Raw genomic sequence first — 13,780 nt, forward strand, 5'->3', positions numbered from 1 at the left:
ATGAATAGCATCATTGTAGGTAAAGATATCGTGAAAATTTTTGGCAAAGGTGGCGAGGAAATCAAGGCTCTGAATGAAGTAAACGTGGAAATAGCAAAAGGTGAGTTTGTTGCTGTGATGGGACCATCTGGTTCTGGTAAATCTACACTGCTGTTCGCTCTCAGTGGTATGGACGACATTACAGGTGGGTCGGTAAAATTTGACGATATAGAACTATCTAAACTTAGGGAAAACACACTTGCTGATGTTCGAAGAAGGAAAATGGGCTTTGTATTTCAGCAACCTACCATGTTAAAAAATTTAAATATTTTAGATAACATCATCCTTCCAGCAGAGTATAAGGGCAAAAAAGATAGTAGGAAACTTACACAAAAAGCGAAAGAACTGATGAAGAAAACAGGGATTTCAGGGCTTGAAAACAGGGATACCACAGAGGTTTCGGGAGGGCAACTCCAGCGAGCTGGAATTTGTAGAGCTTTGATGAATGATCCAGAGATTCTATTAGCTGACGAGCCTACAGGTGCACTCAACTCAAGGTCGGCGGAGGAAATCATGGAGCTTTTAGTGGATATCAACAAAGAAGGTACGGCTATATTGCTCGTGACCCACGACTCTAAAGTTGCAGCAAGGGCTGATAGGATTCTGTTTACGAAGGACGGTAATATAGTTTCCGAACTGTCGCTACAAAATTTTAGCGATAAGGATATAGATTTGAGAGGGAAAAAGGTACTTGCTGGAATGGCTGCTGTAGGTATTTAGTGTAATTGGCAAACTAAGAACATATTAAAAAGTAGATGCTTTAGGGCATCTATTTTTTTACCTCTATAGAAGTATTTGACATGAATACATTTTCTATGATAATATGATGTAAATTTGGTGAATTAAAGGAGGACATATATCTATGTATTCAGTACGTTTAAGATAAGAAGGCAATAAAAAAAGCGTTTAAAACATCCATGATGGTGGGCTTTTTTGTTGTGCTTATTTTACGTATTAGGACATAGATAGAGGGAGTGTAGTTATATTAAACTATGCGTTTTTCTTTGTGTCTTTTTAACGTTGATATGCAGACTAAAGATCCCACTGCGGACTTTAGCCTGCATTTTTTATTGCCTAAAACTTATAAGGAATCAACAATAAAAATGCAAGGAGAAATTTGATATGAAAACATGGTATTTTAGATATTGATAAAAGGAGAGTGTTCGTATGACAAATAATATCATTAAATTAGTAACAGAGAAATTATCCCTTTTGCCTTTTGCAGAAGGTGTTGTATTAGGTGGTTCACGTGCAAGAGGCACACATACAGAGGATTCTGACATAGATATTGGAATCTATTATAATTCAGAATTATTTGACCTGACTTCTATCAATCAACTTGCTACAGAGCTAGATGATGAGCATAGAAGTAACCTTGTTGTACCTCCAGGAGCTTGGGGTGAGTGGGTTAATGGAGGTGGATGGTTAGTCATAAATGGGTATCATGTTGACTTGATTTTGCGTGATAAAAAACGTGTAGTTCAAATAATTAAAGATACTGAACAAGGCATTGTTACTGCTAATTATCAGACAGGACATCCCCATGGATATATTAGTGCCATGTATCGTGGAGAATTGGCAATCAGTAAGTTGCAATACGCTAATGATGAAAATTTTTATGAATTAAAAAAGCAAGCAGAATGTTATCCAACAGCTCTTCAGAAAGGGTTATCTGAATTTTTTATGTTTGAGGCAGGTTTCTCTTTAATGATTGCCAAGAAAAATATAAATAAAGATGATATATCATATGTTTGTGGGCATAGTTTTCGAAGCATAGCTTCACTTAATCAAGTCTTATTTGCACTAAACAGGGAATACTGTATAAATGAGAAAAAGGCTGTTAAGATGATTGAAGATTTTAAGATCAAGCCAAGCAATTACAAGGAAAGTATCGATAAGATTATTTCCTTAATATCAACAGATATAGATTGTACAATAAAAGGAATTGATATTCTTCAAAAACTAGTAGATGAGGTTGAAGAACTGAAGGGAGTTAATATACAATGATGGGACCAGATAAGAAAAAGCTTTATCCAAATGAAAATATAAAGACAGTTTGCTATATAAGTAACCTGCCTAAAAGATCTAATGTTGAGATTGGGGAATACACGTATTATAGCGATAATAAAAAGTCTCCAGAGAAATTTTATGATAATATAGAGCATCATTACGAATTTTTAGGGGATAAACTGATAATAGGAAAGTTCTGTGCAATTGCAGAGGGAGCTAAGTTTATTATGAATGGTGCAAATCATAGAATGGATGGAATTACAACTTATCCTTTTAATATCTTTGGCTGCGGATGGGAAAAGGTGACACCTACAATAGATGAGCTTCCTTTTAAGGGTGACACAGTAATTGGAAATGATGTGTGGATAGGTCAAAATGTAACCATTATGCCTGGTGTTAAGGTTGGAGATGGAGCAATTATAGCAGCTAACTCAACTGTAGTAAGAGATGTCGAACCTTATACGATATATGGTGGAAATCCTGCTAAATTTATTAAAAAACGATTTAGTGATGAAAAAATAGAGTTTTTATTAAAACTTCAATGGTGGAATTGGGATGAAGAGAAGATATTTAATAATCTTGAAAATCTGACATCTGGAGTTGGGGTAGAGCAATTACTTTAAATTTACTATAAATCCTGCATTCTTTTGAGTGTAGGATTTATTTTTTATGCCAAAGGAGCTGGACACTAATTATTTAGTGCCCAGCTCTTTTTAAAGTATAACATTGAAATGTTGACGGTGTAGATTTTAATACTTTAGGTCCCATATAGTGCGTCTAACTTTAGATAAAGCTTCTTTTGATTTATCTTTATTCATAAACATCAAAATTACATAGAGTGAATCTAATATGCTCAATTGAGATATACGAGAAGATAAAGCTTCTGAATGAAATTCTATTTCTTCAGATATAGAAATAAAAACGATATCACCTATTTTAGCTAAAGGAGAAGATGCGTGGCTAGTGATGACAATTACTTTTGCACCAGCTTTTTTTGCTACTTCAGCAATTTTGATAGTTTCTTTTGATTTTCCTGTATGGGAAATACAAATTGCACAATCCTGTGATGTTAATAAAGATGCTTCCATAAGTTGAATATGATAATCAGTACTATGACGAACATGAGTTGGAGAACGTAAAAATTTATGATATGCATCTGCTGCAAGTATACCTGATCCACCCACACCAAAAAAGTATAGTAGATTTGAATTTGATATAATTTCAGCTGCTTTTTTCAGATCGTCTAATTGTAAGATTTTCTTAGTATTAGTTAGGGTTTTAATGTTTGAATCAAAGACCTTTTGTGCCATAGTTAACTCGTTATCATCAATTTCAATCTTTTCATGAATTGATGTAGTTGAAAAATTATTTTCTTCAACTAAGATAGCCATCTTAAACTCTCTAAATCCAGAATAACCTAGCTTTTTTGCAAATTGAAATAATGTAGAGACTGCAACATTGAGCTCAGCAGATAAATCGCTGATAGAATTTTGAGCCACAGAAATTGGATTTTCAAGTATATAATCTGCAATATTTTGTTCTTTGGAACTTAATCCACTATATAGTGATTTGATTTTAAGTCTAACAGATACATCCATGTTGGGCCTCCTTTGTTTAGATGATTTATTGTAACTTCAAAATAATAAAAAATTTTAGTTTTAATTTATATTATAAATATTATCATAGTTATAGCTACTTTATATGAATATCATATTATTTCTTAAATTGCAATAGTAGGTGAAAATAGAAATACGAGGTAAAAAATATTTAGAAAAATTTTTTTCTTAAAAAGCTTTACAGAAAAAAATTTTTTTGATAAAATAAAGCCATGAAATGGAGGGATTGTATGAAAATAGCTATTATAGGTCTTGGCAAGATGGGTTTAAACATAGCATGTAATTTAAAGTATCATAATTATGATGTTATAGGGTTTGATTTATCTGATCAAGCAAAAGAAAATGCTGAAAAGGCAGGTATAAAAACATTTGATGATTTAGAGGAAATGATTACTTCATTTACTGAAAAAAGAGTTATCTGGTCTATGCTACCTTCTGGAGAAATTACGGAAACTGTATTGAATCAATTGTTGAATTTACTTTCTCCAAATGACATTGTTATTGAAGGTGGAAATTCAAATTTTAAGGATTCAATACGACGTGCAAAAACTTTTAATGAGAAAGAAATATCTTATTTTGATTGTGGAACATCAGGTGGAACTTCTGGTGCACTAAGTGGTGCATGTACAATGATTGGTGGAGATCCTGAAGTGTTTAAACATATAGAACCAATTTTTAAGGACATTTCAGTTGAAAATGGGTACTTATATACTGGCCAATCTGGAAGTGGTCACTTTTTGAAAATGATTCATAATGGAATCGAATATGGAATGATGCAAGCAATCGGTGAAGGTTTCCAAATTGTTAAAGAAAGCGAATTTGATTATGATTTAGCTGCTGTTGCAAAGGTTTGGAACAACGGATCTGTTATTCGAAGTTGGCTTATGGAAATTGCTGAATCACAATTTAAAGCTAGTCTAAACTTAGAAGATTATAAGGGAGTAGTTGCTGCATCTGGAGAAGCAAAATGGACTATTGAAACTGCTTTGGATATGGGAATTGCAGTACCAACAATTGCTTTGAGTTTATTTATGCGTAATTTGTCTCAGGAAGATGATAGTTTTTCTGCAAAAGTGGTGTCTGCTTTAAGAAATGGATTTGGTGGGCATGCTGTTGTAAAGAAGGATAAGTAAAGATGAGAGAATATAAGATAGCAATTGTTAATTCAAGTAGTTTTGGAAAGATATTCCCTAAGCACATTAATCGTTTAAAGAAAATAGGATCTGTTGATTATTTTCAAGTTGATAATGAAATGCCTGGAAAAGAACTTGCAAAATTATTAATTGGATACAATATTATCATTGCAAGTGTAACCCCTTTTTTCACTAAAGAGTTTTTTGATTATAAAGATGAGCTTTTGCTGATTACACGTCATGGAATTGGATACAACAATATAAATATAGATGCGGCAAAAGAACATGATACTGTTGTTACAATAGTGCCTGCTTTAGTAGAGAGGGATGCAGTGGCAGAAAACAACATTACAAATCTACTAACTGTATTAAGAAAAACAGTAGAATCCAGTAATAGAGTTAAAGCTGATCGTTGGGAAGATCGAGCTAAATTTGTTGGACATACACTTTTCAATAAAACAGTAGGTGTTATTGGGGTTGGAAACACAGGAAGTTGTGTTGTAGAGACTGTTAGAAATGGTTTTCGATGTAATGTTTTGGCCTATGACCCATACAAGTCAGATTTATATCTACAGAGTTATGGGGCAAAAAAGGTTGAATTAGATGAATTGTTGAATTCCTCAGATATTATTTGTCTTTGTGCAAATTTAACTGAAGAAAGTTATCATATGATATCTAAAAACGAAATTGAGAAGATGAAAGACGGTGTTTATATATCGAATAGTGCAAGAGGAGCATTATTGGATGAAAATGCGGTTGTTGAGGGATTGAAATTTGGAAAAATTGCTGGTTTTGCCACAGATGTTTTAGAAGAAGAACCAGGTAGAAAGAGTCATCCGTATTTAGTTTTTGATAACGTTGTAATGACTCCTCATACATCAGCTTATACTATGGAATGTCTAGAGCAAATGGGGAATAAATGTGTAACGGATATTGAGCAAATAGTTTTAGGTATTTTACCGGAGAGGGCAATTCAGCCAGTAAGTAAATTTATTAGGGAATAGGGGGAGATCAAAATGTTGACAGATTTAAAGGTTAAAGTTGGTCCTGAATTCTATAGGTATCATGAAGGTGCAATTGATTTTATTCCGGAATTATTAAAAGAACATAAATCAAAGAACATCTTGATTGTACATGGAACAGTTTCTTGGGAAAAAACTAAACCTAAAATGAAGTTTTTAGAAACTTTAGAGCAAAATGTTTTATATCATCAATATACAGGTGAGTGTAGCTATTATGGTGCAGATTTAATATCACAAATCGTTGAGGAAAATGATATCGATTTTATTATTGGAGTTGGTGGCGGAAAACTTGTAGATTTAGTTGGATATGCTGCTCATATTTGTAATGTAAAATATGGTGTTGTTCCAACTTTGGTTAGTAATTGTGCACCATGGACACCTTTATCTGTTATGTATAAAGAAAGTGGAGAATCAGAAGGGAAAACAGAGCATTATATGAGACAAGCTGTTTTCTTAATAACAGATCCCTATTTAGTGATTGACTCTCCAGTACGTTACTTCATTGCAGGTTTGGCAGATACAATTGCAAAATGGTATGAATCAGATTCTATTTTAGCTCAAAAACATTTACAGAACGAACCCTTTTTGAATTTAGCAGGTTATACTGCAAAGTTATGTAATGAATCAATTGTTAAACACTCTGCTAAAGCAATGAAGGATATGGAGAATAAAGTAGTTTCGGAAGAATTTGTACATTTGTCTGAAATTGTTATAGCAGTTGCAGGTTTATGTGGAGGACTAGGAGATAAATATGCCCGTAATGCTGCAGCACATGCAATGCATGATGCAATAGCTAAATATATTCCAGAAAGTCATTCATATCTTCATGGAGAAATAGTAGCTTATGGGGTTTTATATCAATTAGCTTTAGAGGGGAGGTGGGCGACGATTGATTCTTTAATGCCTTTCTATTCAGATTTGAAACTGCCTGTATCTCTAAATCATATGAGATTGTATCCAGCAGATGAAAAGGTTATCGATGATATAGTTGGTTTTATTGATTCAAAAGAAAAAGTTCATTTGATTCCTATTTCAATTACACCGGAGATTTTGAAAAAAACAATTTTTGAGCTAGAAAAATATATAGAAAAGAGGTAGAAGAAGAGTAATGGAAACTTTAAGTGTATTACAGAGTTTTTTAATCGCTTTGTGGGTTGGAGCGGTTATGTCAAGATGGTTAGGTGGAGGAGCAACCTTAACACTTCGATTTTCACCTTTAATGACTGGTTTGATTGTTGGTATTGTTATGGGAGATGTTGGACAAGCAATGATTGTTACAGCAGCTTTACAGTTGATTTATATGGGGGTTTTCTCTCCAGGAGGATCCATGCCATCAGAACCATCTATTGCAGCAGCGATTGCTGTACCAGTTGCTTTATTAGGAAATTTACAGCCTGAAGCAGCTATTGCTGTTGCAGTTCCTGTTGGTTTGTTAGGAAGTTATTTATATCAATTCCGTTTCTTTATCAATACATTCTTAGGTAAATATACAGATAAAGCTGTAGAAGATTTAAATGATGGCGCTATTAAACGTTCAATCATTCTTTTACCTACAATTGCATCATTCGCCCTATTTGTTCCACTGGTATTTATAGCTTTATATTTTGGGGCACCAATGATTGCAGATGTAATAAATGCTTTAGAAGGAACTTTTGTATTCCATATTCTTGGAGTTGTTGGTGGCGGATTGGCTGCTATTGGTATTGCAACAACAGTTTATGTAATTGGGCGTAAAGATTACTTAGTATTCTTTTTCCTAGCATACTTCATGAGCGTTTCATTAAAGTCATTGAATATTACTATGGTAACTTATGCTGTGTTTGGTCTATTAATTGCTTTAATTTTCATCATGTCTCAAAAAGGAAAAAATGTTCCTATTACATCTACTGCTAAGGCTACGGAGACATTAGATGAAGATGATTACGATGACGGGTTTTAAAGGAGAGAAGATAAAATGAGTGAAAGTGTAAAAAGAGCTGCTGCAGCTCCAGAAGAGATTACAAAAAAAGATGTTACTAAAGCATATTTAAGATGGCATTTTGCAAATGAAATTCCACATTCATTTGAAAGATATCTTGCATCTTCTTTATTGTATGCAATGATGCCAATTTTAAGAAAACTATACAAAGATGATGAATCATTAAAAGCTGCTTATAAGAGACAACTATTATTTTTCAATACTCAGTTAAGCTGGGGTGGTGGAGTTATTACTGGTTTGATGGCTTCTATGGAATCAGAACGTGCAAGAGAAGAATATGAAAAATCAGAAATAATGATGAAAGACGATTTGATGTATAATACAAAAGCTGGTTTGATGGGTGCACTTGCAGGAATTGGTGATGCAATCGACTCAGGGACTGTACAATATATATTTATTGCAATAGCAGTTCCTTGGGCTCAGCAAGGTAGTGCATTAGGAGCATTATTCCCATTCGTTTGTTTTGCAATTTATCAGGTTTTATTAGGTATATTCTTTTCTCGCCAAGCATTCAATATGGGACGTAACGCAACAGGACTTATGGCAAGTGCAGGCATTCAGACTGCAATTGACACTTTATCCGTTTTAGGTATATATATGATGGGAATCTTAGCAGGTAACTACGTAAAAGTTAGTTCAACTTTGCAATTCACAATTTCAGGGAAACCATTCGTTATCCAAAGTATTTTAGATTCTATTATTCCAGGACTTTTACCATTAACAGTAGTTATGGGAGTTTATTGGTTCTACAATAAAAAGGGGTTAAAAGTTACCTCAGCATTATTATGGTTAACATTAATTTTAATTGTTTTAGCTGGAGTTGGAATTCTATAAAATAAAAAGGAGATTTGAAAAAATGGGTGTTATAAATTTAGCAAGAGTAGATGAACGTTTAATTCATGGACAAGTTATGATGACTCTTTCACAAAAGAGTGGAGTAAATTCAATCTTTGTAGTGGATGAAGTTGTAGCAAATGACAAATTCATGAGAGAGTTATATAAAAATGCAGGTAGTCGTACTGGACAAAAAACAATAGTAATTACTCCAGAGAAAGCTAAATTTTATTGGGATGAATATCAGTTCAAAGATTATAATTGTATCTTGTTAGCAAAAACTGTAAAGGTTATGTATGAGCTAGTTAAACATGGAGTACCAATGAAAGAGTTGAATATCGGTGGTATTGCACAAAAAGATGCAAATAAAGATTTATTAGTTACAAAATCTGTTTATATAAACAAAGAAGATGTGGATAGATTAGTAGAGATGAAAGAGAAATATGGAGTAGAGAATATCTATTTCCAAGCTACTCCTTCTGCTCCTAAAACAGAACTAAAAGATGTTGTTAGTAAATTTAAGTAATTTTTCCTAAAATAAAAACTGGAGGTTTATCATGGAGGATATTTTTAACGATAGATTAGCTAGGTACTCCTTTATGTATCGTTCACGGAATAGCGATAAAGAGAAAACTAGATTTCTGAAGGCACTTGTAACAGATATATCACAAGTGAGAAAAGATATTTCCGTAATCGAATATAGTAATCAAAAAAAATACAGTGCACGAAATGTGTATGTTGGAGATATCAAAAAGGCAGATCAAATCGTTTGTACTTATTATGATACACCTCCAGCTTATTTAGGAGATTATGTATTGTTTGATAGAAAAAAACAAGAAAAACAAACTACAAAAGCGGTTCTTTGTTCATCTCTCATTTGGGTATTCCTAGGTATTTTAGGAACACTTTTATACATGAGGTTGGTTTCTTCCCCATTTGTTTTATTTTCAGTGCAAACAGCATGTCTTGCACTGATATATGGTGGATATTTTATGATTTTATCAAAACTAACAAAAGGTGAGTTGAATCGAAAAAATTTAATTAGGAATACATCTTCAGTACTTTTTTTACTACAGATGTTAACAGAGAATAAAAATCAAAAAAAGGTGGCTTATGCGTTTATAGATGAAGGCTCTTATGGAAGTCGAGGATTAGACGTCTTAATGAGCTCTGTAAAAAAGAATGCAAAGATTTATTATTTAGATTCTATTGGAGCTGATGCCACTTTAAATGCAATGGGTAGACAATTTGAAAAAGAGGTTACTGAATCTAAAGGAGTACGTTATGTATCCCCTAAAGATCAAATCAATTATTTGTTTTGTGCAGATATGAATCAAAACAAAGAGTTTTATTTAGACAAATCAAAGTTAAATAAGAAAAATTTAAATTATGACCATTTTACTAAGGCACTAGAATTGTTAAATCAAGATATAAAAGGAGATTAATTTATGCTAGGAATTGTAATAGCCACACATGGTACTTTAAGCGACGGTATTAAAGATGCAGCTGAAGTTATTATGGGAAATACAGAAAATATCTTAACAGTAAATTTAAATGCTGGAGACGATGTTGAGAAACTTGGTAAGAAAATAAATAGCTCTATTTTAGAAGTAAATCAAGGCGATGGTGTTCTTGTATTGGTTGATTTAGTAAGCGCAAGCCCATATAATCAATCAGTTCTTGTTACAAATAAATTAGAGCAAGACCTAAAAGATAAGGTTTATATTATTGGTGGAGTTAACTTACCTATGTTATTGGAAATAATAAATCATCAAATTTTAGGAACACAAATAGAAATAGTTGCAAAATCAGCTGCAGAACAAGCAAAAGACTGTATTAGTTTATGGCATGCACCTGTAGATGTAGATATGGATGATAATGATGAAGATGATGATTTTTGATGGAGGAATAAAATGAAGTGGGGATTTAGATGGTATGGAGCGAAAGACTCTATTCCTTTAAAACATTTCAGGCAAGTTCCAGGGACAGATGGGGTTGTAGGAACCTTATTAAATAAGTTGCCTGGAGATGTTTGGGAAATAGATGAAATAAAAGAATTTAAAAATTCAATTGAAAAAGAAGGCCTGGAGCTACTTGGTATTGAAAGTGTTGCGGTTCATGATGCAATTAAAGCAAGGACAAAAGATTGTGATCATTATATTGATAATTACATTCAAACAATCAGAAATTTAGCAGCATGTGATATTCATTTAGTATGTTATAGTTTTAAGCCAATCTTTGGATGGGCTAAAACAAATTTAAAACATGAAAATCCAGATGGTAGTTATTCATTACTATTTGATCAAGCTGTCGTAGAAAACATGGATGCGAAAGATATGTTTAAACTTATAAACAGTCAATCGAATGGTTTTAAATTACCAGGATGGGAAGAAGAACGTCTAAAGAAGTTTAATGATTTGATGGAAATGTATGAAAATATTACAGAGGATGATTTATTTGACAACCTTGCGTATTTTCTAAAAAAAGTTATTCCCGTTTGTGAAGAGGTTGATGTAAAAATGGGGATTCATCCGGATGATCCACCATGGGAAATCTTTAATCTTCCAAGAGTAACAAAAAACTTAGAGGATTATAAAAGAATAATAAATATTATAGATTCTCCTTATAATGGAGTAACACTTTGCACAGGATCTTTAGGAGCAAATCCGGAAACAGATTTAGTCAAAGTAATACATGAATTAGGAAGTAGAATTCATTTTGTACACTTAAGAAATGTTGAATTTTTAGGAGAACAAAGATTTAGAGAATCTGCTCATTTGAGTATTGATGGATCATTTGATATGTATTCACTTATGAAGGCACTCGTAGATATTAATTTTGATGGTGTCATCCGTCCAGATCATGGTCGTTCAATTTGGGACGAAATAGCAATGCCAGGATATGGTTTATATGATCGTGCTTTAGGTTTTACTTATTTAAGAGGCTTACATGAAGCTGTTACAAAATCTCAAAAAGAAAATGGATTGGAGAAAGAGTAATGAGTGTAAATGTATATAAAAAATTAGGAGAAATAAAGTTATTACCTCTTTATACTGCTACTGATTTAAAATATTTAGATGATTTGGAAGAGATTCTTTTGCAAAATGATGTACCTTTTATAGAAGTAACATTTAGAAGCAATCTTGCTTTAGACGCAATTAATAAACTTTCACAATCTGGTAAGTTGATTGTTGGAGCAGGAACTGTGCGTACATTAGAAGAAGCTAAAAATGCAATTGAAAATGGAGCAAGCTTTATAGTTTCTCCAGCTGTGATTCCAGAGGTAATTGAATATTGTATTGAAAATAAAGTTCCAGTTTTCCCTGGAACAGCAACTCCAACTGATATTCAAAAAGTAGTTAGTTATGGACTTAATGTTGTAAAGTATTTTCCAGCGGATATTTATGGTGGTTTAAAGGCTATTAAAGCATTAAGTGGACCATTTTATGATGTTAAATTCTTGCCAACAGGGGGAATTAATGCAGATAACTTTATGGATTATGTTAGTAACGATTATATTTTAGCAGTTGGTGGATCTTTTATTATTTCTGAAAAGATGATCAAAGATGACGGTAAAGAAAAGACAAGCAACTTGTTAAAATCATTAGTTGATCAAATTAAAGCTTAGTGCAATATTGCACGGCTTTTTTTTTAAGGAGGATTATGTGAGAATGGAAAAACCTGAATTAGTTATATTTGATATGGATGGGTTAATGTTTGATACTGGACAACTAGCATATCGTGCATATATAGAAGGTGCTAAAAATTTTGATTTTACAGTGAATCATTCTGTATATTACTATTTGACTGGACGTAGAGAGGCCGAGATTCGAGAGGGAATGAAAAAATTATACGGAAAGGATGCTCCTGTATATGAATGGAGAGATAAAATCATTTTAAATAGAGAAAAAATTTTAAGTGATGAGAAACGTGTATACAAGAAAAAAGGTTTATTAGAACTGTTGGAATTTTTAAAGAAAAATTATTATAAAATAGCTTTGGCTTCTTCTAATAGCAGAGAGAAAATAAAACACTATTTTAAAATTGAAGATATGCCTGATGTATTTGATATCATTGTATCAGGAGATGAAGTCTATAATGGAAAACCAAATCCTGAAATATTTTTAAAGGCCTGTGAAAAAGCAAATGTTTTACCAGAACATTCTTTAGTATTAGAAGATTCTATAGTAGGTATTAAGGCTGCTTTGCAAGGAAATATTAAGCCTTTTCTAATTCCAGATGACATATCTAATTTACCAACACACAAAGGAAAACATCCGTTATTAATAAATCCTGAAGAGTCTCTTATTACGATACCAGAGAATGTAGAAACTTTTAAAAATTTATTAGAAGTTATAGATTATTTAAAATAATTAACGTGAAAACACACCTGTTTTTATTGATAAAATACCTTGAAATGCTCTGAAGCCGCATAAACACTATATATAGTTATATAGCTAGATAGATAAGAATATATCTAGTTATATTCCAGGGATTTAAATTTTAAATAATTTTATGCGTTAATCAGCGCTTTAATTGAAAAGAAAAATTAATTGAAGAAGTTGAAAAACTTATAAAGAAAATAGCTAAATATAAAGGTGTTAACAAAATAAAAGTTTGGAGGATTTTTGTTAAGGAAATTTATGATAGTAGAAGATGTTAGAGTTTGAATATAAATTATTTTTACAGGGAAGATGGTAAGTCATCTTGCATAAAAAATTGTAATTGTTCAATATATGCAAACACAGTTGGTTAGTAAGTTTCGTATTTCAGTTTTATAAATTTTGCTAGTGAGCAGACATGCTACTAAAGGATTAATTTAAGGTATAGAGTTTTCACTCTATGCCTAATTTTTTGTTTTGAGATTAATGGTGTTAGAGTTATTTTCTAAATATTAGCGGGTTTCAATAGACACTATATCTCTACTTCAATAAAATTCAATTTTACTCCTACTTAACTTAGCAATTTTTTGGATAATGACATATATATTCTGTGAGGAGGTTAATAAATTAAACAATGAATTTAATTGATCATAGGTGGAGGAATTTAATGAATTTCCTTCTGCGAAGTAAATTCTACAGAACTAAGGTGTATATCTTTTACAAGGAGGTTGATAGAGTAAGTGATGAATTTCTTTATTCGTAAAAG

At 32.2% G+C, this 13,780-nt stretch carries 15 protein-coding genes; 14 read left to right on the plus strand and 1 reads right to left on the minus strand.

Annotated features, from left to right (window positions below; translation table 11 throughout):
- The 3 genes from P8F83_RS02220 (at position 1) to P8F83_RS02230 (ending at position 2,672) form a co-directional block, all read left to right on the plus strand.
- A complete protein-coding gene (locus P8F83_RS02220; RefSeq protein WP_326513254.1) occupies positions 1-759 on the plus strand; it encodes an ABC transporter ATP-binding protein in 759 nt (252 codons plus the stop codon).
- 447 nt (positions 760-1,206) lie between these two features.
- Positions 1,207-2,046: a nucleotidyltransferase domain-containing protein gene (locus P8F83_RS02225; RefSeq protein ID WP_326513255.1), complete on the plus strand. Its 840-nt coding sequence runs from the start codon at positions 1,207-1,209 to the stop codon at positions 2,044-2,046.
- On the plus strand, positions 2,046-2,672 hold the full coding sequence (locus P8F83_RS02230; RefSeq protein ID WP_420022615.1) for a Vat family streptogramin A O-acetyltransferase: 627 nt from the start codon (positions 2,046-2,048) through the stop codon (positions 2,670-2,672). The genes P8F83_RS02225 and P8F83_RS02230 overlap by 1 nt, the downstream gene beginning before the upstream one ends.
- A gap of 126 nt (positions 2,673-2,798) precedes the next feature.
- Here P8F83_RS02230 and P8F83_RS02235 read toward each other — a convergent pair whose 3' ends face one another.
- Positions 2,799-3,647 carry a MurR/RpiR family transcriptional regulator gene (locus P8F83_RS02235; protein ID WP_326513257.1) on the minus strand — a complete coding sequence of 283 codons (849 nt, stop codon included), beginning with the start codon at positions 3,645-3,647 and terminating at the stop codon, positions 2,799-2,801.
- A 248-nt stretch (positions 3,648-3,895) separates the two neighbouring features.
- Between P8F83_RS02235 and gnd the strand changes: the two genes are divergently transcribed.
- From gnd to P8F83_RS02290, 11 genes are read left to right on the plus strand one after another with little or no spacing between them, the layout of a single operon-like run.
- Entirely contained in the window at positions 3,896-4,798 is a 903-nt protein-coding gene (gnd, locus tag P8F83_RS02240) for a phosphogluconate dehydrogenase (NAD(+)-dependent, decarboxylating) (RefSeq protein WP_326513258.1), read from the plus strand.
- 2 nt (positions 4,799-4,800) lie between these two features.
- Entirely contained in the window at positions 4,801-5,802 is a 1,002-nt protein-coding gene (locus P8F83_RS02245) for a D-isomer specific 2-hydroxyacid dehydrogenase family protein (RefSeq protein WP_326513259.1), read from the plus strand.
- 12 nt (positions 5,803-5,814) lie between these two features.
- Entirely contained in the window at positions 5,815-6,918 is a 1,104-nt protein-coding gene (locus tag P8F83_RS02250; protein WP_326513260.1) for an iron-containing alcohol dehydrogenase family protein, read from the plus strand.
- A gap of 10 nt (positions 6,919-6,928) precedes the next feature.
- On the plus strand, positions 6,929-7,759 hold the full coding sequence (locus P8F83_RS02255; protein WP_326513261.1) for a PTS mannose/fructose/sorbose/N-acetylgalactosamine transporter subunit IIC: 831 nt from the start codon (positions 6,929-6,931) through the stop codon (positions 7,757-7,759).
- A 15-nt stretch (positions 7,760-7,774) separates the two neighbouring features.
- The gene (locus P8F83_RS02260; protein WP_181602940.1) at positions 7,775-8,632 is read left to right on the plus strand and encodes a PTS system mannose/fructose/sorbose family transporter subunit IID; all 858 of its coding nucleotides are present in this window, start codon (positions 7,775-7,777) and stop codon (positions 8,630-8,632) included.
- 22 nt (positions 8,633-8,654) lie between these two features.
- The gene (locus tag P8F83_RS02265; protein ID WP_315110023.1) at positions 8,655-9,158 is read left to right on the plus strand and encodes a PTS sugar transporter subunit IIB; all 504 of its coding nucleotides are present in this window, start codon (positions 8,655-8,657) and stop codon (positions 9,156-9,158) included.
- Positions 9,159-9,189: 31 nt separating this feature from the next.
- Positions 9,190-10,077 carry a hypothetical protein gene (locus tag P8F83_RS02270; RefSeq protein ID WP_326513262.1) on the plus strand — a complete coding sequence of 296 codons (888 nt, stop codon included), beginning with the start codon at positions 9,190-9,192 and terminating at the stop codon, positions 10,075-10,077.
- Positions 10,078-10,080: 3 nt separating this feature from the next.
- Positions 10,081-10,533 (plus strand): PTS sugar transporter subunit IIA, encoded by a 453-nt coding sequence (locus P8F83_RS02275; protein WP_238904957.1) that lies wholly within the window; start codon positions 10,081-10,083, stop codon positions 10,531-10,533.
- Between the two features lie 12 nt (positions 10,534-10,545).
- The gene (gene uxuA / locus P8F83_RS02280; RefSeq protein WP_326513263.1) at positions 10,546-11,631 is read left to right on the plus strand and encodes a mannonate dehydratase; all 1,086 of its coding nucleotides are present in this window, start codon (positions 10,546-10,548) and stop codon (positions 11,629-11,631) included.
- Complete coding sequence (locus P8F83_RS02285) at positions 11,631-12,260, plus strand: bifunctional 4-hydroxy-2-oxoglutarate aldolase/2-dehydro-3-deoxy-phosphogluconate aldolase (RefSeq protein WP_326513264.1); 630 nt, start codon at positions 11,631-11,633, stop codon at positions 12,258-12,260. Before uxuA ends, P8F83_RS02285 begins: the two co-directional genes overlap by 1 nt.
- Positions 12,261-12,303: 43 nt before the next feature.
- Positions 12,304-13,005 carry an HAD family hydrolase gene (locus P8F83_RS02290; protein ID WP_326514813.1) on the plus strand — a complete coding sequence of 234 codons (702 nt, stop codon included), beginning with the start codon at positions 12,304-12,306 and terminating at the stop codon, positions 13,003-13,005.
- Positions 13,006-13,780 lie beyond the last annotated feature (775 nt).

The organism is Clostridium intestinale (genome assembly GCF_035905475.1).
In the GTDB taxonomy this organism is placed as follows: Bacteria; Bacillota; Clostridia; order Clostridiales; family Clostridiaceae; genus Clostridium_T; species Clostridium_T intestinale.

What these genes read in the sequence shown, in the direction of transcription:
- uxuA (WP_326513263.1), top strand. Translation starts at nt 10,546, where the DNA reads ATGAAGTGGGGATTTAGATGGTATGGAGCGAAAGACTCTATTCCTTTA.
- gnd (WP_326513258.1), top strand. Translation starts at nt 3,896, where the DNA reads ATGAAAATAGCTATTATAGGTCTTGGCAAGATGGGTTTAAACATAGCA.
- P8F83_RS02270 (WP_326513262.1), top strand. Translation starts at nt 9,190, where the DNA reads ATGGAGGATATTTTTAACGATAGATTAGCTAGGTACTCCTTTATGTAT.
- P8F83_RS02235 (WP_326513257.1), bottom strand. Translation starts at nt 3,647, where the DNA reads ATGGATGTATCTGTTAGACTTAAAATCAAATCACTATATAGTGGATTA.
- P8F83_RS02255 (WP_326513261.1), top strand. Translation starts at nt 6,929, where the DNA reads ATGGAAACTTTAAGTGTATTACAGAGTTTTTTAATCGCTTTGTGGGTT.
- P8F83_RS02230 (WP_420022615.1), top strand. Translation starts at nt 2,046, where the DNA reads ATGGGACCAGATAAGAAAAAGCTTTATCCAAATGAAAATATAAAGACA.
- P8F83_RS02250 (WP_326513260.1), top strand. Translation starts at nt 5,815, where the DNA reads ATGTTGACAGATTTAAAGGTTAAAGTTGGTCCTGAATTCTATAGGTAT.
- P8F83_RS02260 (WP_181602940.1), top strand. Translation starts at nt 7,775, where the DNA reads ATGAGTGAAAGTGTAAAAAGAGCTGCTGCAGCTCCAGAAGAGATTACA.
- P8F83_RS02225 (WP_326513255.1), top strand. Translation starts at nt 1,207, where the DNA reads ATGACAAATAATATCATTAAATTAGTAACAGAGAAATTATCCCTTTTG.
- P8F83_RS02275 (WP_238904957.1), top strand. Translation starts at nt 10,081, where the DNA reads ATGCTAGGAATTGTAATAGCCACACATGGTACTTTAAGCGACGGTATT.
- P8F83_RS02245 (WP_326513259.1), top strand. Translation starts at nt 4,801, where the DNA reads ATGAGAGAATATAAGATAGCAATTGTTAATTCAAGTAGTTTTGGAAAG.
- P8F83_RS02290 (WP_326514813.1), top strand. Translation starts at nt 12,304, where the DNA reads ATGGAAAAACCTGAATTAGTTATATTTGATATGGATGGGTTAATGTTT.
- P8F83_RS02285 (WP_326513264.1), top strand. Translation starts at nt 11,631, where the DNA reads ATGAGTGTAAATGTATATAAAAAATTAGGAGAAATAAAGTTATTACCT.
- P8F83_RS02220 (WP_326513254.1), top strand. Translation starts at nt 1, where the DNA reads ATGAATAGCATCATTGTAGGTAAAGATATCGTGAAAATTTTTGGCAAA.
- P8F83_RS02265 (WP_315110023.1), top strand. Translation starts at nt 8,655, where the DNA reads ATGGGTGTTATAAATTTAGCAAGAGTAGATGAACGTTTAATTCATGGA.